Raw genomic sequence first — 17,823 nt, 5'->3', positions numbered from 1 at the left:
TCGCAGCGCGGAAACGCAGGGAAACACAGCGAACAGCGGGGCTATAGCTCAGTTGGTAGAGCGCCTGCATGGCATGCAGGAGGTCAGGAGTTCAATTCTCCTTAGCTCCACACTCAGGATCCCGTCCCTTTCAGGGGGCGGGATCCTTGCTTGTTGGGCGCTCGTTCCTCCGTCGGGGTTCAGGGACGCCGTGCGGCCCGCAACACCGCGAGCTGTCGCGCACTCTCCTCGTCGGCGGGCGTGTACGCGACGATCCGGCACTCCGGCAGCCCGTTGACGGACAACGACACCGACGTCATCCGTATCTCGGAGGCCGCCGCCCGGTGCCGGAAGGTCTTCACCCGCGGCCCCGGCTGGGTGACATCCCCACTGCGCCACAGCCGGGAGAAGTAGGGGCTGGCCTCCGACAGCCGCGCGACGAACGTCTCCCAGGCGGGCTCGCCCGCATGCCGGCCGTAGGCGTCGCGCAGTGTCGCGACCATGAGGGGCAGCTCCTGGGAGCGGTGGACGACCGGGCAGGTCTCCTCGGACGCGGTGAACAGGACCCACAGCACGTTCCGGGTGCCGATCCTCGTCACTTCGGGCGCGTCGAACAGGTCCCGGTACGCGGGGTTGGTCGCCAGTACGTCGTACCGCGCGTTGTAGACGACCGCCGGGTGGGGGTCGAGGGCGTCGATGATGCCCTGGATCTCCTCGCCGACCTCGGCCGTGTCGGCCTGCCGGCCGGGGGAGTACGCCACCTCCGCCAGGTGGTACAGATGCTCGCGCTCCGGCGGATCCAGCCGCAGCGTCCGCGCCACCGCGTCCAGGACCTGCGGGGACGCGTTGATCGGACGGCCCTGTTCCAGCCACGTGTACCAGGTCACGCCGACGCCCGAGAGCTGGGCGACCTCCTCGCGGCGCAGTCCGGGGGTGCGCCGGCGCAGGCCCGGGGGCATGCCCACATCGGCGGGCGTCACCCGCGCCCGGCGGCTGCGCAGGAACGCGGCGAGCTCGGGTCTGCGCCCGGCCTGCTGCCCGTGGCCGGATCCCGTCGTCTCGTACCGCCGTGTCGTCACCGTCGTCACGCCCCCATCGTCGGTGCTCCGCCCGGGTGTTGCCAGGTGCTGCCAGTACCAGCATCGGCAGGCTCTCGTTACCCGTATGCGACGACGGCCAGCCTTGCGGTCATGGCCACGACCTCCGAGACGATCCCCCGATCCCCGTCCAGTAAAGCGCCCGGCACCGACACCCGGCCCGGACGCCTGCTCGCCCTGGTGCTGGCGGCCCAGTTCATGGCGCTGCTCGACACGTTCATCGTCAATGTCGCCGCCCCCACGATCCGTAGCGAACTCGGCTCCTCGGGCGCCCAGTTGCAGCTCGTCGTGGCGGGTTACACCATCTCGTACGCCGTCCTGCTGATCACCGGTGCCCGGCTCGGCGGTCTGCTCGGGCACGGGCGCGCCTACCTGACCGGGCTCTCCGTGTTCACGGCGGCCTCCCTGGCCTGCGGACTGGCCATGGGCACCGGGCAGTTGATCGCCTTCCGGGTGCTCCAGGGCGTGGGCGCCGCGGTGATGATCCCGCAGGTGCTCAGCCTGATCCAGAAGACCTTCTCCGGGCCGGCCCGGGTGCGTGCGCTCGGCGCCTACAGCGCGGTGCTGGCGATCGGCGCGGTGGCCGGGCAGGTGGTCGGCGGCGTGCTGGTCAGCGCGGACCTGTTCGGGGCGAGCTGGCGCCCGGCCTTCCTGGTCAATGTGCCGATCGGCCTGGTCCTGCTGGTGCTCGGGGCCCGGGTGCTCCCGGCCGAACCGCGCGGCGGCGAGGCCCGGCGGGCGGCCCGCGAGCGCGGTCTCGACACCACCGGCCTGGTGCTCCTCGCCGCGAGCGTCACCCTGCTCACCGTCCCGCTGGTGCTCGGCCAGGAACTGGACTGGCCCGCCTGGACCTGGAGCTGTCTGCTCGCCTCCGCAGCCCTTCTCGCCGCGTTCGCCGCGTACGAGTCACGGCTCGCCGCACGCGGCGGCGCGCCCCTCATCGCGCCCGCCGTGCTCCGCGTCCCCGGGATCGCGCGGGCGGCCGTGCGCATCCTGCTGGTGATGGCCATCAACGCGGGGTCCCTCTTCACCCTGACCCTGCACCTCCAGGGCGGTCTGGGGTACTCCGCCCTGCGCACCGGGCTGATGTGCGTGCCCACCGCCACGGTGTTCGGTGTCGTCGGGATGACCTGGCGGCGCTGGCCGGCGGGGCTCCGGAAGGCCCTCGTTCCCGGTGGATTCGTGCTGGCCGCGGCCGGTTCCGTGGTGTCCGCCCTGGCCCTGCGCCACGGGGGCGACGGCGGGGCCGCCCTCTACGCGGGGTTCCTGCTCCTCGGCTCCGGTGTGGCGCTGGGCTTCAGCCCCACGCTCACGGGTGCCCTGGCGAACGTACGGCCGCAGGACGCCGCCGATGCCAGTGGACTGCTGGTGACGGTCACCCAGCTCGGACAGCTCATCGGGGTCGCGGCCTTCGGCGCGCTCTACCTCGACCGCCTGGGCGCCCCAGGCGCACGGGGGTCGGGAGAGGCGCTCTGGGTGTGCGGACTGGCCCTGGCGTGCGCCGGCGCGGCGGGTGCGCTCGTCGGTCTCGTACGAGGCCGGCGACGGGCGGGAACTCCGGCGGGCTGACCCCGTTGCGGGCTCATGGCAGAATCGGACCGCCGGAGGGGGAGACGGACCGAACGGGGAGGAGTGCGCGATGCCTGCGAGCCGCCACGACGTCCCGGACCTGCCCTTCGTCCGCCGGGCCCCCGCCCGCGCCGGCCACCCGGCCGGCAGCGCGCCCCCGGCGGTCCGCCCGCCCGGCGACGGCACCCGCATCCTCCGCATCTGTACGGCCTCCGGCCGCGGCCGGGGCTGATCCATGGGTGCACACAGGCGGAAGTGCGACTGGTGCGGCAGCGGTACGCCCATCGTCCGGGACATGGACCCGGTCAACGCGGACTACCAGTACTGGTGCGAGGAGTGCGCGCGGGCGCTGATCATAAAGGGCGACCCCATCGAGACGTACCGGGAGCTGGAGGGCGAGCCGATCTACGGCCGGCTGCTGGAGGAGCACTGCACGCTGAAGCGTTTCTACTCCTTCGCCACCGCCTGACCGACCCCCTCGGACCGGCCCGGCGGGGGTCGACCGGAAACGATTTGGTGGACGGCAGGGGTGACCGGTAATGTTCTCGATGTCGCCAGGGAGACCGGGCAAGACAACAAGGGGCTATAGCTCAGTTGGTAGAGCGCCTGCATGGCATGCAGGAGGTCAGGAGTTCAATTCTCCTTAGCTCCACAAGAGAATCAAACGTCGTGGGCCATCCGATCCGGGTGGCCCACGACGCGTTTACGGGTCCGCGCGATGTCCTCCACCGGACTCTGCGCGGTGTCCTCCGCCGGACCCTGCGCGGTGTCCACGGACCGGCCGCACCCGATGCCGTCCGGGACAGTGCGGTACCCTGACGCCATGCGTGCCGTACGCCTTCTGCTTAGCGAGCCGCGCTGATCAGTCCCGACCGGTGAGAATGCCTGGTCGGCATCAGCGCGGCGTCCCCTCCTGTGCGAGGGGATTTTTCGTTTCCGTGGACCTGTGTCCGCAGACGTGGACGCCGGCAGATGACGATCGATGGAGCTTTGAGGATCATGAGCGAGACGAATTCCGCAGCCGACGTCGCTGCGCCGCACCGCTACACGGCAGCGATGGCCGCCGACATCGAGGCACGCTGGCAGGACTTCTGGGACGCCGAGGGCACGTACGAGGCACCGAACCCGAGCGGTGACCTGGCGGGCGACCCCGAGATGGCCGCCAAGCCCAAGAAGTTCATCATGGACATGTTCCCGTACCCCTCGGGCGCGGGACTGCACGTCGGACACCCGCTGGGCTACATCGCCACCGACGTCTACGCCCGTCACCAGCGGATGAGCGGCCACAACGTGCTGCACACGCTGGGCTTCGACGCGTTCGGCCTGCCAGCAGAGCAGTACGCCGTCCAGACCGGCACGCATCCGCGGGTCTCCACCGAGGCCAATATCGAGAACATGACGGCGCAGCTGCGCCGGCTGGGCCTGGGCCACGACAAGCGCCGCTCGTTCGCCACGATCGAGTCCGAGTACTACAAGTGGACCCAGTGGATCTTCCTGCAGATCTTCAACTCCTGGTACGACACCGACGCGGACCGCGCCCGGCCGATCGCGGACCTGGTCGCGCAGTTCGAGTCCGGTGAGCGCGCCGCCCCCGACGGCCGCGACTGGAGTGCGCTGAGCGCGAAGGAGCGCGCGGACGTCCTGAGCGAGTACCGCCTGGCGTACGCCTCCGAGGCCCCCGTCAACTGGGCGCCCGGCCTGGGTACCGTCCTGGCCAACGAGGAGGTCACCGCCGACGGCCGTTCCGAGCGCGGCAACTTCCCCGTCTTCAAGGCCAAGCTGCGCCAGTGGAACATGCGCATCACGGCCTACGCGGACCGGCTGCTGAACGACCTGGACGGGCTGGACTGGCCCGAGGCGATCAAGCTGCAGCAGCGCAACTGGATCGGCCGCTCCGAGGGCGCCCGCGTGGTCTTCCCGGTCGACGGCGCCGGTGACGTCACCGTGTTCACCACCCGCCAGGACACCCTGTTCGGCGCCACGTACATGGTGCTGGCGCCCGAGCACGAGCTGGTCGAGCGGATCATCCCGGCCGCCTGGCCCGAGGGCACCCACCCGGTCTGGACCGGCGGACACGCCACCCCGGCCGAGGCCGTCACCACGTACCGCAAGCAGGCCGCCGCCAAGTCCGACGTGGAGCGCCAGGCCGAGGCCAAGGACAAGACCGGCGTCTTCACCGGCGCGTACGCGACCAACCCGGTCAGCGGCGAGCAGATCCCCGTCTTCATCGCCGACTACGTCCTGGCGGGCTACGGCACCGGCGCGATCATGGCCGTGCCGGCGCACGACGCGCGCGACTTCGCCTTCGCGCGCGCCTTCGAGCTGCCGATGCGCTGTGTCGTCGAGCCGTCGGACGACCGCGGCACCGACCCCTCGACGTGGGAGGACGCCTTCTCCTCGTACGAGGCGAAGCTGGTCAACTCCGCCAACGACGAGATCTCCCTGGACGGTCTGGGCGTCGTCGACGCCAAGGCACGCATCACCGAGTGGCTGACCGAGCACGGCGTCGGCGAGGGCACCGTCAACTTCCGTCTGCGCGACTGGCTGTTCAGCCGCCAGCGCTACTGGGGCGAGCCCTTCCCGATCGTGTACGACGAGGAGGGCATCGCCCACCCGCTGCCCGAGTCGATGCTGCCGCTGGAGCTGCCGGAGGTCGACGACTACTCGCCGCGCACCTTCGACCCGGACGACGCCGACACCCAGCCCGAGACGCCGCTGTCGCGCAACGCCGACTGGGTCCACGTCACCCTGGACCTGGGCGACGGCCCCAAGAAGTACCGCCGCGAGACCAACACCATGCCCAACTGGGCGGGCTCCTGCTGGTACGAGCTGCGCTACCTGGACCCGAACAACTCCGAGAAGCTGGTCGACCCGGCCATCGAGCAGTACTGGATGGGCCCGCGCGAGGGACAGCCGACCGGCGGCGTCGACCTGTACGTGGGCGGTGCCGAGCACGCCGTACTGCACCTGCTGTACGCCCGCTTCTGGTCCAAGGTGCTGCACGACCTGGGCCACGTGTCCTCCGCCGAGCCCTTCCACAAGCTGTTCAACCAGGGCATGATCCAGGCCTTCGTCTACCGTGACAGCCGTGGTATCGCCGTCCCGGCGGCCGAGGTCGAGGAGCGCGACGGCGCCTACTACTACCAGGGCGAGAAGGTCTCCCGCGTCCTGGGCAAGATGGGCAAGTCCCTGAAGAACGCCGTCACGCCGGACGAGATCTGCGGCGAGTACGGCGCGGACACGCTGCGGCTGTACGAGATGGCGATGGGTCCCCTGGACGTGTCGCGTCCCTGGGACACCCGCGCGGTCGTCGGCCAGTTCCGGCTGCTGCAGCGGCTGTGGCGCAACATCGTGGACGAGGAGAGCGGCGAGGTCACCGTCGTCGACACCGAGCCCGGCGAGGAGACGCTGCGCGCCCTGCACAAGGCGATCGACGGCGTCGGCGGCGACATGGAGGGGATGCGGTTCAACACCGCGATCGCCAAGGTCACCGAGCTGAACAACCACCTGACCAAGGCGGGCGGGCCGCTGCCCCGCTCCGTCGCCGAGTCCCTGGTGCTGCTGGTCGCCCCGCTGGCCCCGCACGTCGCCGAGGAGCTGTGGCACCGGCTGGGCCACACCGAGTCGGTCGTGCACCAGGACTTCCCGGTCGCCGACCCGGCGTACGTCGTGGACGAGACCGTGACCTGTGTGGTGCAGGTCAAGGGCAAGGTCAAGGCACGCCTGGAGATCCCGCCGACGATCGCGGACGCGGAGCTGGAGACCCTGGCCCTGGCGGACCCGGCGGTCGTCGCCGCGCTGGGCGGGGCCGGAATCCGGAAGGTCATCGTCCGGGCGCCGAAGCTGGTGAACATCGTCCCTGCCTGACCGGCGGGACCCTCCGGTCCGGGCGGACCGGGTGTGTGAGGGCTTTCCCCTACGGGCAGGTTGGGGGTTCCGACGGAACCCCCAACCTGCCCTTTCCGTTTACGGTGGAGGGGCGGGTGAAACCGTGCCGTATGCCGCCACACCATCCGAGGGGCGCTCATGGAAGCCGTGATCCTGATTCTGGGGCTGCTCGTCGTGGCCTTCCTGGCCCTGGGCGTCTACGCGACGGTCAAGGTGGTCGGGGCGGCCAAGCGCGGTGTGGACCGCACGATCGGCCAGGCCCGCCGCACGGTGGAGGACACCGCGCTCAAGGCCAAGAGCTATGGACAGGCCGGAGTCGGCGGCGAGCTGGCCCAGCTCCGCCTCTCCCTGCGCACCTCGATGCGCGCCGCGCAGGAGGCCCTGCGGGCGGGCGTGGCCGAGGACCCCTCGCTCAAGGAGTCCCTGGCGCTCTTCGAGCGCCTGGGCGTGCACGGCCACGAGCTGGAGAACGATCTGAAGCGCCTGGAGCGCGAGCCGGACAGGGCGACGGTCGCCTCACGTCTGCCCGACCTCAAGGAGCGCACCGGACGGATCACCCACGCGGCGGAGTCCCTGCGCTGGGCCGCCCGCGACCGCGCCCGGCAGTTCGCCGACGACGATCTCGCCGCGCTGAACGAGCAGATCGACATCGAGGCCGGCGCGCTGCGGCACTGGACGAGGGCGGAGCCGGGGACCGGGACGGACGGGGGCGTCGGGGCGGACGCGGGTTCTGGGACGGACGCGGGTTCTGGGACGGGTGTGGGTTCTGGGACGGACGTCGGTGCGCACGGGGGGCGGGCCGAGGCGATCACGGCGGGGGAGACGCTGCGGGGGATGGGGTATCCGTGGCGGAAGACGGCGCGTCCGGAGACGACGAACTGACCGACGAACTGACCGACGCGCTGACCTGAGAGCGGTGTTGCGCGTTGCGGCTCGCCCCTCCGCGTCGCGTCGCGGGGCTGATCATGGTCGGGGGCGATTCTGGGGCTCCGAGATCCCTCCGGACCCGGTACGCGGACGCGTTCCGGGCGGGCCGGGCGTGATCAGTGACCGGACGTGGCAGGATGCGGCCCGAAGCGACTGGAACTGATCATTCGGTCGGGGTCGGACTGCCGGGCCGCGCCCCCGGGAGGTAACCTCCCGCTCATGTCCCGCCATGTCGCGATCGTGACCGATTCCACGGCCTACCTGCCGCCCCAGGCGATGGAACGGCATGGCATCACCGCGGTGCCGCTGACCGTCGTGCTCGGCGACGAGGCGCTGGAGGAGGGCACGGAGATCTCGTCCCGCTCCCTGGCGCTGGCCCTGCAGAAGCGCCGGTCCGTGACGACCTCGCGGCCCAGCCCCGAGGTCTTCGCCGCCACCTATCGCGCGGTCGCCGAGGCGGGCGCGAGCGCCATCGTGTCGCTGCATCTGTCGGCGGAGTTCTCCGGTACGTACGACGCCGCGCTGCTCGCCGCGAAGGACGCGCCGGTGCCGGTGCGGGTGGTCGACACCGGGATGGTCGCCATGGCCCTCGGCTTCTGTGCCCTGGCCGCCGCCGAGACGGCGGAGGCCGGGGGCGGGGCGGACGAGGCGGTGGCGGCGGCGGAGAAGCGGGCCGCCGGCACCTCCGCCTACTTCTACGTCGACACCCTGGACTACCTGAGGCGTGGCGGCCGGATCGGGGCCGCGCAGGCGCTGTTCGGCTCCGCGCTGGCCGTGAAGCCGCTCCTCCAGCTGGACGGCGGCAGGATCGAGATGCTGGAGAAGGTACGGACGGCCTCGAAGGCCATTGCCCGGCTGGAGGAGATCGTTGTCGACCGGGCGGGGGACGGGCAGGTGGACATCGCGGTCCACCACCTCGCGGCCCCCGAACGCGCCGACGCCCTGGCCGAGCGGCTGCGTGAACGTGTGCCGGGTCTGGCCGACCTCCATGTCAGCGAGGTCGGCGCGGTGATCGGCGCGCACACCGGGCCGGGTTTGCTGGGAGCGGTGGTCTCGCCGCGCTGAGCGGGTGGGCCCGGCTTCTGGCCGGGTGACTCCCGGGTGCCTGCAGGGTGCCTGCCGGGCGTTTGCCTTGCCCGCCTGCCTGGTGTTGTGGATGGAGTCCGGTTGGCCCCGGCTGGTCCGTCCGACCGGCTGGGCGTCACTCTTCGTGGTGGCCGAGTTATCCACAACTGCTCGCTTTTCCACTGAAACTCGTTGCGCTCAACGGGATTTCGGGAAGGCGCCTAGCGTCGTGAGGCATGGCTTCCCGATCACATCGTGCAATCAGTCGTGCCGTGCGTTCCGCCGGCAGCGGTCCCGGCGGTGGTCCTGGCCGTGGTCCCGGGCGGGGCTTCGCGACGGACGTCCGAACGAGGTCCGGTGCGGGGACCGGTCCCGGCCGGCGTCACGCCCGCCATCGCACCGCCCTTGCCGCGGCCTCGCGCAGCCGCGCGGACGCGCTCATGTCCGGCGGCGGGTACGCGGGAGGAGCGGCGCCGCCGATGCGCGGGCCGGGGGCGGGGGCGGGTGAGTCGTGGTCACAGGCGCCGCCGGAGACGGGGACGGGGACGAGAGCGGGAGCGGGGACGGGGACGGGCGCCGGGGCGGGGGTCGGGCGTGGGGCCGGGTACGGCGTGGATCCGGGGTTGGAATCGGCTGCGGCTGCGGTTACGGCTGCGCCCGTGGAGGCCGTGGGGTGGCGGGCACGGGTCGGGCCCGCGCTGCGGGAGCGGCTGCCGGTGTGGCTCCAGCTGAGGTGTGGCCTGGAGCCGAGGACTCTGGCCGCGCTGGCTGTTGTTCTGGTCGCTGCGGCCGTGCTTGCCGTGACGCACTTCTGGTCCGCGCGCCCCGGTTCCGTGCCCGCCCCGGAGCGGGTCGCGGTCGACGAGGCTGCGCGGGCGCCGTTGGCGAAGACGGGGGGCGGTACGGACTCCGGCGAGGTGGCCGGGGCCGGCATGGACGCCTTGAGCGCGGAGGCGGGCGGGGCCGTGGATCCCGGTTCGTCCGGCGGAGTGCCGCCGGGCGCGGGGCCGGGCAGCCGGATCGTGGTGGACGTCAGCGGGAAGGTGCGCCGCCCGGGGATCCAGGAGCTGCCGCCCGGTGCCCGGGTCGTGGACGCGCTGCGTGCGGCGGGCGGGGCCCGGCCCGGGGTCGACCTCGACGACCTCAACCGTGCCCGGCTGCTCGTGGACGGGGAGCAGATCGTCGTGGGGGCCCCGCCGGGCCAGATCGTGTCCGGCGGTACGGGAAGCGGTGCGGGCGGCGGGCCGTCGGCGTCCGGGGTCGGTGCCACGGGGCCCGTGAGCCTCAACAGCGCGACCGTGGACCAGCTCGACACCCTGCCAGGCGTCGGTCCCGTCCTGGCTCAGCACATCGTCGACTACCGGGTCGGGCACGGGGGGTTCCGGTCCGTCGACGAACTGCGCGAGGTCAACGGCATCGGTGACCGCCGCTTCGCCGACCTGCGACCGCTGGTGCGGCCATGAACGGCGGCCGGTTCATGATCCCCGGCGCGGGTCGGCGCGGCGGCCGGTCCTCGATCCCCGGCGCGGCCATGGACGGCGGTCGGCCCGAGGGCTCGCGGGGCGGCCGGTCCGCGAGGTCTGCGACGCCCGTGACGTCTGCGAAGTCCGTGACTGAGGGTGCGGCGCAGGGCGGCCGGTCCGCGACTCCCGTCGCCGGGTTCGCGGATGGCGGGTCGTCCGGGACCCCCGAGGACATTCACGCGGCGTCGGGCCTGCGGCTAGGGGTGTCCCACCCGCGTCAGGAGGGCCCGCTCGATCTGCGCCTGGTCCCGCCGGCCCTCGCGGCTTGGGCGGGCGCGGCAGCGGCTCTGGGCGCTCCGGGACGGTGGGTGACCGTGGGCGTCGTGCTCTGCGTCGGGGCGGCGATGGTGCTGCTGGCCTTACCCGGGGCCGGAGGGGCGGGGCGGGGAGGTGGGGCCGGTGGGTGGGAAGGCGGGCGTCGCTGGCTCGGTGGTGGCCGGAGCGGTGGTGTCGGGCGGACCAGTGGGGTAGGCGAAAGCAGCGGAGTGGGGCCGAGCGGTGAAGCTGGGCGGAACGGCGGCATCGGCCGTAGCGGTGGGGCCGGGCGGAATGGCGAGGGTGGCCGGAGCGGTGGGGGCGGCCGGCGCCCAGGGGCGGGGCGAAGTAGCGGGGCGGGGCGAAGTAGCGGGGCGGGGCGAAGTAGCGGGGTGGGGCGGAGTAGCGGGGTGGGGCCGGGTGGTGGGGTGGGTGCCGGGCGGGGCGGGGTGCGCCGGGGAAGGGTCGCGTTTCCGGTGGTGTCCGCCACGGCACTGGCGGCGGTGCTGTTGTGCGGGGCGGCGGGAGCGGTGGCGGCGGGGCTGCAGCGGGCAGCGGCACGTCAGGGGCCGGTCCCCGCTCTGGCCGGGGAGTTCGCGCACGTCGAGGCGGAGATCACCCTCACGTCCGACGCCCGGCGCACCGTGCCCCGGGTGCGGGGCGACCGCAGCACCCCCGTGTCCCTGCTGCTGGACGCCGAGATCGTCCGCCTGACCGGACCGGACGGCACGAGGACCCGGCTGCGGACACCGGTCCTGGTCGTCGTCACGCCGGGTCAGGGCGGAGGCGGGCCGTGGGAGCGGCTGCTGCCGTCCACCCGGCTGAGGGTCACAGGCCGGCTGGCCCCGGCCGCGCACGCCGGGGAACGTGCCGCGGCCGTGCTGAGGCCGGAGGGGAAGGGGCCGCCGCGCGTCGTCGGTCCGCCCAGCCGGCTCCAGCGCACGGCGGGCGCGTTGCGGGCCGGTCTGCGGGAGGCGACGGAGGGCCTCGACCCGGACGCGCGGGCCCTGCTGCCCGGACTGGTCGTCGGCGACACCGCGCGCGTGGACCCGGCCCTGCGGGAGGCGTTCCGGGCGACCGACCTTACTCATCTCATGGCCGTATCCGGGGCAAACCTGGCAATCCTCCTCGTCCTGCTCATCGGCCCGCCGGGCAGGGCGCTGCGGGCCGAACGAGGCGGGCTGGCGCCCCGGCTGGGCCTCTCGCTGAGGGGGACCGCGTTGCTCGGAGGTGGGCTCACGCTCGCGTTCGTGCTGGTCTGCCGGCCCGAACCGAGCGTGCTGCGGGCCGCGGCCTGTGGCCTGATCACCTTGCTGGCCATCGGTACCGGGCGGCGTCGGAGCCTGATTCCCGCCCTGGCCGCCGCCGTTCTGCTGCTGGTGCTGTACGACCCCTGGCTGGCGCGCAGTTACGGCTTCGTCCTGTCGGTCCTGGCCACCGGCGCCCTGCTGACCCTGGCCCCGCGGTGGAGCGAGGCGCTGCGCCGGCGCCGGGTGCCGCCGAGGCTCGCGGAGGCGCTGGCCGCCGCCGCGGCGGCGCAGGTGGTGTGCGCGCCCGTCGTGGTGCTGCTCGCGTCACGGGTGAGTCTGGTGGCGGTGCCGTGCAATCTGCTGGCCGAGTTCGCGGTGGCACCCGCCACGGTGCTCGGGTTCGCGGCGCTGGCCGCTGCCCCCGTGGCCATGCCGGTGGCCGAACTGCTGGCCCGGATCGCGGGGTGGCCGGCCGGGTGGATCGCGTCGGTGGCCCGTACCGGGGCCGGGCTGCCCGGCGCCGGGGTGGACTGGCCCGACGGGCCGGCGGGGGCGCTGCTCCTGGCCGCCCTGACCGTGCTCCTGGTGGTGGCGGTCCGGCGGATCGGGCACCGGCCCTGGGTGTACGTGGCCGCCGCGCTGCTCCTGCTCGTCGCCGTGCTCCGCCCGGTGCCGTTGACCCGGGTGTTCACCGGATGGCCGCCGCCCGGCTGGGCGTTCGCGATGTGCGACGTCGGCCAGGGGGACGCCCTGGTCCTCGCGGCGGGCCCGGGAGCCGGGGTGGTGGTCGACGCCGGACCCGACCCCCTCCCCGTCGACCGGTGCCTGAGCGAACTGGGCGTCACCCGTGTCCCGTTGCTGTTGCTCACTCATTTCCACGCCGACCATGTGCGTGGGCTGCCCGGTGTGCTGAGGGGCAGGACGGTCGCGGCGATCCAGACGACGAGCCTGGACCGGCCCCCGGAACAGGCCGCGTTCGTGCGGAGGACGGCCGCGGCGGCCGGTGTACCCGTACTGCGAACCGTGCCGGGAGAGCGGCGCCGGGTCGGGGCCCTGCGCTGGCAGGTGCTGTGGCCGCCCGGACCGGGGGTGGGAGCGGTGCCCGCCGGGCCGGTGCCGCAGGAGCCGAACGATGCCAGCGTCACCCTGTTCGTGCGGGCCGGACCGCTGACGCTGTTGCTGCTCGGGGACCTGGAACCCCGTGCCCAGCAGGCGTTGTTGAGGAGCCGTCCGATGATGCCCCGGGTGGATGTGCTGAAGGTCGCCCACCACGGTTCGGCGTACCAGGACCCGGCCCTGATGCGTGGCGCCCGGCCCCGCTTCGCGCTGGTGAGCGTCGGCCGCGACAACCCGTACGGACACCCGGCCCCACGGACGCTCGCGGCCCTCCGGGCCGGGGGAGCGGTGGTGCTCCGCACGGACCGGGACGGGGCCGTCGCGCTCACGGGCACCGCCGCCGGACTGCGGGCGGTGAGCCGGTCATGAGGCGGGGAACGTGCCGGCGGAGTTCCGTACGGGCGTACGGGGCGACCGGCCGCACCGGGGTCGGCAGTACCAGGGTCGGCCGTACCGGAACCGGTCGTACCGACCCCGGCCGGATCGGCGCCGGTCGGCCGGGTCCGGTTCCGTCACTGCTCGTCGGCGTGTGGTTCCCCGTCCAGCCAGTGTCCGTCGGCCATCAGCTCGCGGCCGGCCAGTTCGTTCTCCTCGCGCCAGGCGCGGATCGCGTACGGGGTGAAGCGCAGATAGACCCAGGACGGACGGCCGCGCAGATCCCAGGAGAGCTTGGCGGCGAAGGCGTCGCCGGAGGTCTGGGGGAGGTCCGCGCCCTCGACGAGTTCGGCCGTGGCCTCGATGAGCACGACGTCGCGGGTGGGGCCGAGTGCGATCCGGGCCTGTCCGGACGGCGTCAGGTTGACGGCTGTGGGGTTGGTGCGGCGGGTGGCCATGAGCAGGGTCCCGTCGTCCCAGACGAACGACAGGGGGACGAGGGTCGGCACCCCGTCCGCGGACGCGGTCGACACCCAGGCGTCCTCGTCCTTCTCCAGATGGTCGAGCACGTCCTGCTTGCGCTGTTCCCGGCTGCGCGCCGGTTCACGAACGGTCATGCCCGGCACGCTAGTGGGGCGGGTCCGTCCGGCGCCACGGACGCAGGACCTAGGACCACCGGCTCATGGCGGACCGGGGCACGCCGGGACAGACTCGCCGTATGGAACCGAGAGCGCAGCAGACCGTCGACGCCTACCTGGAGCGGATCGGGGCGGTCGCGCCCGTCCGCCCCGATGCCGCCGCGCTGCGGGAGTTGCAGGCACGCCATCTCGCCACGGTGCCCTTCGAGAACCTCTCGATCCACCTGGGCGAGGACATCGTGCTGGAGGAGGCGGCGCTGCTGGACAAGGTGGTGGCCGGCCGGCGGGGCGGGTTCTGCTACGAACTCAACGGGGCCTTCGCGGTGCTGCTGCGCGCGCTCGGGTTCCGGGTCGATCTGCTCCAGGCGCGGGTGTACGGGGGCGACGGACGGCTCGGTATCCCGTACGACCACATGGCGCTGCGGGTGGAGACGGTGGACGGGAGCGGGCCGTGGCTGGCCGACGTGGGTTTCGGCGACCATGCCCGGTATCCGCTCGCGCTCGACGGACGGGCGGACCAGGAGGACCCGGCCGGCACCTTCCGGATCGGTCCCGCACCGGCGGAGGACGAGGCGCGGGGCGGGAGCGGCGGACCGGGGAGCGACGGGGATCTCGACGTGCTGCGGGACGGTGCGCCGCAGTTCCGACTGGACCCGCGGCCCCGGGAACTGGCGGACTTCCGGGCCGGGGCCTGGTACCACCGGACCTCGCCGGATTCCGGCTTCACCCGCGGACCGGTCTGCTCACTGTTCACCGAGGACGGGCGGATCACGCTCAGGGGCCACCGGCTCCTCACGACGCGAGGGGAGCGGCGGGACGAGGCGGTGCTGGGGAGCGACGCGGAGGTGTTCGCTGCCTACCGTGAGCATTTCGGAATCGGGCTGGACCGGCTGCCTCCTGACCAGGGGGCTGGTCCGTTTACGGCGTTTTCTTCTGCGAATGGGTGATGCACACAAGTGGAACTGTGAATTCGGACCTTCGGTAACACCTCCACCCAAGCCCCTGCGAGCTGCTCTGTTTGCCTCGAACGCCGCAAGGGTGATCGAATGCATGCTCGTCGGCGGGCCGCTGCTCCGACAACGACGTCCAGACCTTCGGCCCGAGGTGAAACCGCCCCCGGGAGTGCGTGAAGATGTTCGGCCGTTGGCTCGGAAACAAGAGAGGGACCGGTGCCGTGCGCGGCGGCGCCCTCGCCGGACTCGCGGTGCCGGAGTCCGCGGGTGTTCTCAGCTGCCGGGTTCTCGACCCGGTCAACGAGCCCGTGCAGCAGGCCGAGTTCGTGGTCACGGACGCTGCGGGACGCAAGATCGTCGGCGGCGAGACGGACCCGTACGGCAATGTGCTCGCCACGGTGCCGGCGGGGGAGTACCGGCTGGCCGTCACCTCGGAGGGCTTCACTCCGTTCCACGGCACGGCCTCGGTGGCCGAGAGCGGGCACGCGAGCCTCGGGGACGTGATGCTCCAGGTCGCCCTGCCGCCCCAGCTGCCCGATCCGGGCGAGTGGGAGATCGAGCCGATGCACTCGCAGATCGGCTTCACGGCCCGGCACATCGGGATGGCCCGCATCCACGGCCGGTTCAACACGTTCGCGGGTGCGGTCCGGATCGCCGACCGCATGGAGGACTCGGCGATGCACGTGGTGATCGACGCGGCGTCGATCGACACCAACGTGCAGATGCGGGACGACCACCTGCGCTCGAGCGACTTCCTGGACGTCGGCCGCTTTCCGACGCTGGAGTTCTACAGCGACCGCTTCGTCCACCGGGGCGGCACGCGCTGGGGTGTGAGCGGGGCGCTCACCCTGCACGGGGTGAGCCGTACGGTCACGCTGGACACCCAGTACCTGGGTCTCGGCAACGGGCTGGAGGGCGAGACCCGGGCCGCCTGCCGGGCCACCACCGAGCTGCACCGCGAGGACTTCACGCTCACCTGGCAGACGATGCTGGCGCGGGGGATCGCCGCGGTCGGATCCAGCATCGCCATCGACATGGACATCCAGATCGTCCCGAAGAGCTGACCCCGGCGCGCCCCGCGCCGCCCCGCCCCGGATCGGCACTCCCGACCGGGCCCGGGGGCGCGCCCCGGGGCTTCGGCCGGCGACCCCGTCCGATCGCTTCGGCCCACCGTCCCCGCCCGGCGCCCCGGCCCGGTCCGGGCTACGGGGCCTCGCGCCACCCCTCGTACTCCGCGGCGAAGGCATCGAGCGCCGCGGGGTCGAGCCGTCCGTCCGGGTCCTCCACGACGACCAGCCACTGGGCGTCCTCGGCGTCGTCCTCGCCCGCCAGGGCGTCCCGCACGATCTGCGGTTCCTCGTCGACCCCGAACCGCGCGGCCAGCTCCTCGGAGGCCTCCTCCGCTGCGTCGCGGTCGGGCAGGACCAGTACATGTCTCTCATCGCTCACCCGGACATTCTGGAGTACGTCCGGGGCGGCCCGGACGGGCGGTGGGCGGCCGGGCTGTCAGTGGCCCGTGGGATGCTGGACGGCGATGGCCACCAGAAGGAATTCCACCGACGACCCGCTCGCCCCCCTCACGCTCGCCGTGGGCCAGGAGGACCTGCTCCTGGACCGCGCCGTGCAGCAGGTGGTGGCGGCGGCCCGCGCCGCCGACGCCGACACGGACGTCCGTGACCTCACCTCCGACCAGCTCCAGCCGGGCACCCTGGCCGAGCTGACCAGCCCTTCGCTCTTCGCCGAGCGCAAGGTGGTGATCGTGCGCGGCGCGCAGGACCTCTCCGCCGACTCGGTCAAGGACGTCAAGAAGTACCTCGACGACCCGGTCGAGGAGATCACCCTCGTGCTGCTCCACGCGGGCGGTGCCAAGGGCAAGGCGCTGCTCGACGCCGCCCGCAAGGCCGGGGCCCGCGAGGTCGCCTGCCCGAAGACCACCAAGCCCGCCGAGCGGCTCTCCTTCGTCCGGGGCGAGTTCCGGACGCTGGGACGCTCCGCGACCCCCGAGGCCTGCCAGGCCCTGGTCGACGCGATCGGCAGCGATCTGCGGGAGCTGGCGAGCGCCGTGTCGCAGCTCGTCGCGGATGTCGAGGGCACGATCGACGAGGCCGTCGTCGGGCGGTACTACACGGGCCGCGCGGAGGCGTCCAGCTTCGCCGTCGCCGACCGGGCCGTGGAGGGCCGGGCGGCGGAGGCCCTGGAGGCCCTGCGCTGGTCGCTGTCGACCGGGGTCGCCCCCGTCCTGATCACCAGCGCCCTCGCCCAGGGCGTCCGCGCCATCGGCAAGCTCTCCTCGGCGCGCGGCGGCCGGCCGGCCGATCTCGCCCGGGAGCTGGGCATGCCGCCGTGGAAGATCGACCGGGTGCGCCAGCAGATGCGCGGCTGGACGCCGGACGGCGTCGCGGTGGCCCTGCGGGCGGTCGCGGACGCGGACGCGGGAGTCAAGGGCGGCGGGGACGATCCGGAGTACGCGTTGGAGAAGGCCGTCGTCGCGGTGGCCCGAGCCGCCCGAGCGGGCCGCGGCCGGTAACCACCCCCGGCTCCGCCGCGCAGGTCCGCCGGTCGCGGCGTACCCGTACACCGGCGTCCGTAGCGCAGCCGGCCCCGGCGCGCACGCCTGTCCGCCCCGCACAGCCCCCCCACAAGCCCCCACAGCCCAAAGCGCCACCCCCACAGCCGAAGGCCCCGGTCGTTTCCCTGGGGAGGGGAACGGCCGGGGCCTTGGGTCACGCTTGGTGCGCCGCACCCGCGTGGCGAACGCAGGTTCGGTGTGCGGCGCGGGGTGCCGGTCGGGAGCGGGAGAGAGGGCCCGCTGGATCCGTTCCGGCGATCACATCAGAATGCTCAGCCCTGGAGGGTGGCAACCTTGGTGGCCAGCGCCGACTTCTTGTTGGCGGCGGCGTTCTTGTGGATGACACCCTTCGAGACGGCCTTGTCGAGCGCGCGCGAAGCGTCGCGAACGGCCACGGTGGCCTTCTCGACGTCGCCCGCGACAACGGCCTCACGGGCCTTGCGGATCGCGGTCTTGAGCGAGGACTTGACGGCCTTGTTGCGCAGGCGCGCCTTCTCGTTCGTCTTGTTCCGCTTGATCTGGGACTTGATGTTCGCCACGAAAGAGCCTTTTCAGGTTCGTTGGATCTTTGATGTGCGCCCGGTGGCGGAAGTGCCACCAAACACAGCTGTCCACGGTA

At 72.9% G+C, this 17,823-nt stretch carries 15 protein-coding genes and 2 tRNA genes; 13 read left to right on the top strand and 4 right to left on the bottom strand.

Translation table 11 applies throughout. The features are described from left to right. Nucleotides 1-37: 37 nt before the first annotated feature. Nucleotides 38-110: transfer RNA gene (locus tag ACFVDM_RS04880), tRNA-Ala, on the top strand. A gap of 69 nt (nucleotides 111-179) precedes the next feature. Here ACFVDM_RS04880 and ACFVDM_RS04875 read toward each other — a convergent pair. Beyond that, nucleotides 180-1,067, bottom strand: coding sequence for a helix-turn-helix transcriptional regulator (locus tag ACFVDM_RS04875; protein ID WP_383633262.1), 888 nt, complete (start codon nucleotides 1,065-1,067; stop codon nucleotides 180-182). 102 nt (nucleotides 1,068-1,169) lie between these two features. On the opposite strand from ACFVDM_RS04875, the gene ACFVDM_RS04870 reads away from it, so the two are divergent. The 9 genes from ACFVDM_RS04870 (at nucleotide 1,170) to ACFVDM_RS04830 (ending at nucleotide 13,038) form a co-directional block, all read left to right on the top strand. Further along, nucleotides 1,170-2,645 carry an MFS transporter gene (locus ACFVDM_RS04870; RefSeq protein ID WP_383633259.1) on the top strand — a complete coding sequence of 492 codons (1,476 nt, stop codon included), beginning with the start codon at nucleotides 1,170-1,172 and terminating at the stop codon, nucleotides 2,643-2,645. 70 nt (nucleotides 2,646-2,715) lie between these two features. Beyond that, entirely contained in the window at nucleotides 2,716-2,877 is a 162-nt protein-coding gene (locus tag ACFVDM_RS04865) for a hypothetical protein (RefSeq protein ID WP_383633256.1), read from the top strand. 3 nt (nucleotides 2,878-2,880) lie between these two features. Next, entirely contained in the window at nucleotides 2,881-3,114 is a 234-nt protein-coding gene (locus ACFVDM_RS04860) for a hypothetical protein (protein ID WP_018103228.1), read from the top strand. A gap of 110 nt (nucleotides 3,115-3,224) precedes the next feature. Beyond that, nucleotides 3,225-3,297: transfer RNA gene (locus tag ACFVDM_RS04855), tRNA-Ala, on the top strand. A 347-nt stretch (nucleotides 3,298-3,644) separates the two neighbouring features. Beyond that, nucleotides 3,645-6,512 carry a leucine--tRNA ligase gene (gene leuS, locus ACFVDM_RS04850; protein WP_383633254.1) on the top strand — a complete coding sequence of 956 codons (2,868 nt, stop codon included), beginning with the start codon at nucleotides 3,645-3,647 and terminating at the stop codon, nucleotides 6,510-6,512. A gap of 159 nt (nucleotides 6,513-6,671) precedes the next feature. Further along, a complete protein-coding gene (locus ACFVDM_RS04845; protein WP_383633251.1) occupies nucleotides 6,672-7,415 on the top strand; it encodes a hypothetical protein in 744 nt (247 codons plus the stop codon). A 264-nt stretch (nucleotides 7,416-7,679) separates the two neighbouring features. Beyond that, nucleotides 7,680-8,525, top strand: coding sequence for a DegV family protein (locus tag ACFVDM_RS04840; protein WP_383633248.1), 846 nt, complete (start codon nucleotides 7,680-7,682; stop codon nucleotides 8,523-8,525). A 659-nt stretch (nucleotides 8,526-9,184) separates the two neighbouring features. Next, nucleotides 9,185-9,988: a helix-hairpin-helix domain-containing protein gene (locus tag ACFVDM_RS04835; RefSeq protein ID WP_383633245.1), complete on the top strand. Its 804-nt coding sequence runs from the start codon at nucleotides 9,185-9,187 to the stop codon at nucleotides 9,986-9,988. A 296-nt stretch (nucleotides 9,989-10,284) separates the two neighbouring features. Further along, entirely contained in the window at nucleotides 10,285-13,038 is a 2,754-nt protein-coding gene (locus tag ACFVDM_RS04830; protein ID WP_383633553.1) for a ComEC/Rec2 family competence protein, read from the top strand. 143 nt (nucleotides 13,039-13,181) lie between these two features. On the opposite strand, the gene ACFVDM_RS04825 is transcribed toward ACFVDM_RS04830, so the two are convergent. Beyond that, complete coding sequence (locus tag ACFVDM_RS04825) at nucleotides 13,182-13,661, bottom strand: pyridoxamine 5'-phosphate oxidase family protein (RefSeq protein WP_383633242.1); 480 nt, start codon at nucleotides 13,659-13,661, stop codon at nucleotides 13,182-13,184. 101 nt (nucleotides 13,662-13,762) lie between these two features. Between ACFVDM_RS04825 and ACFVDM_RS04820 the strand changes: the two genes are divergently transcribed. Further along, nucleotides 13,763-14,629: an arylamine N-acetyltransferase gene (locus ACFVDM_RS04820; RefSeq protein WP_383633239.1), complete on the top strand. Its 867-nt coding sequence runs from the start codon at nucleotides 13,763-13,765 to the stop codon at nucleotides 14,627-14,629. Between the two features lie 185 nt (nucleotides 14,630-14,814). Next, on the top strand, nucleotides 14,815-15,699 hold the full coding sequence (locus ACFVDM_RS04815; protein ID WP_383633235.1) for a YceI family protein: 885 nt from the start codon (nucleotides 14,815-14,817) through the stop codon (nucleotides 15,697-15,699). A gap of 139 nt (nucleotides 15,700-15,838) precedes the next feature. On the opposite strand, the gene ACFVDM_RS04810 is transcribed toward ACFVDM_RS04815, so the two are convergent. Next, the gene (locus ACFVDM_RS04810; protein ID WP_383633232.1) at nucleotides 15,839-16,084 is read right to left on the bottom strand and encodes a hypothetical protein; all 246 of its coding nucleotides are present in this window, start codon (nucleotides 16,082-16,084) and stop codon (nucleotides 15,839-15,841) included. Nucleotides 16,085-16,169: 85 nt separating this feature from the next. On the opposite strand from ACFVDM_RS04810, the gene holA reads away from it, so the two are divergent. Further along, nucleotides 16,170-17,162, top strand: a complete 993-nt coding sequence (gene holA / locus ACFVDM_RS04805) for a DNA polymerase III subunit delta (RefSeq protein WP_383633229.1) — start codon at nucleotides 16,170-16,172, stop codon at nucleotides 17,160-17,162. Nucleotides 17,163-17,476: 314 nt separating this feature from the next. On the opposite strand, the gene rpsT is transcribed toward holA, so the two are convergent. Continuing rightward, a complete protein-coding gene (rpsT, locus tag ACFVDM_RS04800; RefSeq protein ID WP_266778644.1) occupies nucleotides 17,477-17,743 on the bottom strand; it encodes a 30S ribosomal protein S20 in 267 nt (88 codons plus the stop codon). Nucleotides 17,744-17,823: the final 80 nt, after the last annotated feature.

The sequence above is a fragment of the Streptomyces sp. NPDC057682 genome (assembly GCF_042799575.1).
In the GTDB taxonomy this organism is placed as follows: domain Bacteria; phylum Actinomycetota; class Actinomycetes; order Streptomycetales; family Streptomycetaceae; genus Streptomyces.
Note: the sequence above shows the minus strand (reverse complement) of the source record. Positions and strands in the feature narration are given on the sequence as shown.

Excerpts from the sequence above, each read along its gene's own strand:
- ACFVDM_RS04870 (WP_383633259.1), top strand. The coding sequence starts at position 1,170 with ATGGCCACGACCTCCGAGACGATCCCCCGATCCCCGTCCAGTAAAGCG.
- ACFVDM_RS04865 (WP_383633256.1), top strand. The coding sequence starts at position 2,716 with ATGCCTGCGAGCCGCCACGACGTCCCGGACCTGCCCTTCGTCCGCCGG.
- ACFVDM_RS04860 (WP_018103228.1), top strand. The coding sequence starts at position 2,881 with ATGGGTGCACACAGGCGGAAGTGCGACTGGTGCGGCAGCGGTACGCCC.
- leuS (WP_383633254.1), top strand. The coding sequence starts at position 3,645 with ATGAGCGAGACGAATTCCGCAGCCGACGTCGCTGCGCCGCACCGCTAC.
- ACFVDM_RS04845 (WP_383633251.1), top strand. The coding sequence starts at position 6,672 with ATGGAAGCCGTGATCCTGATTCTGGGGCTGCTCGTCGTGGCCTTCCTG.
- ACFVDM_RS04840 (WP_383633248.1), top strand. The coding sequence starts at position 7,680 with ATGTCCCGCCATGTCGCGATCGTGACCGATTCCACGGCCTACCTGCCG.
- ACFVDM_RS04825 (WP_383633242.1), bottom strand. The coding sequence starts at position 13,661 with ATGACCGTTCGTGAACCGGCGCGCAGCCGGGAACAGCGCAAGCAGGAC.
- ACFVDM_RS04820 (WP_383633239.1), top strand. The coding sequence starts at position 13,763 with ATGGAACCGAGAGCGCAGCAGACCGTCGACGCCTACCTGGAGCGGATC.
- ACFVDM_RS04815 (WP_383633235.1), top strand. The coding sequence starts at position 14,815 with ATGTTCGGCCGTTGGCTCGGAAACAAGAGAGGGACCGGTGCCGTGCGC.
- holA (WP_383633229.1), top strand. The coding sequence starts at position 16,170 with ATGGCCACCAGAAGGAATTCCACCGACGACCCGCTCGCCCCCCTCACG.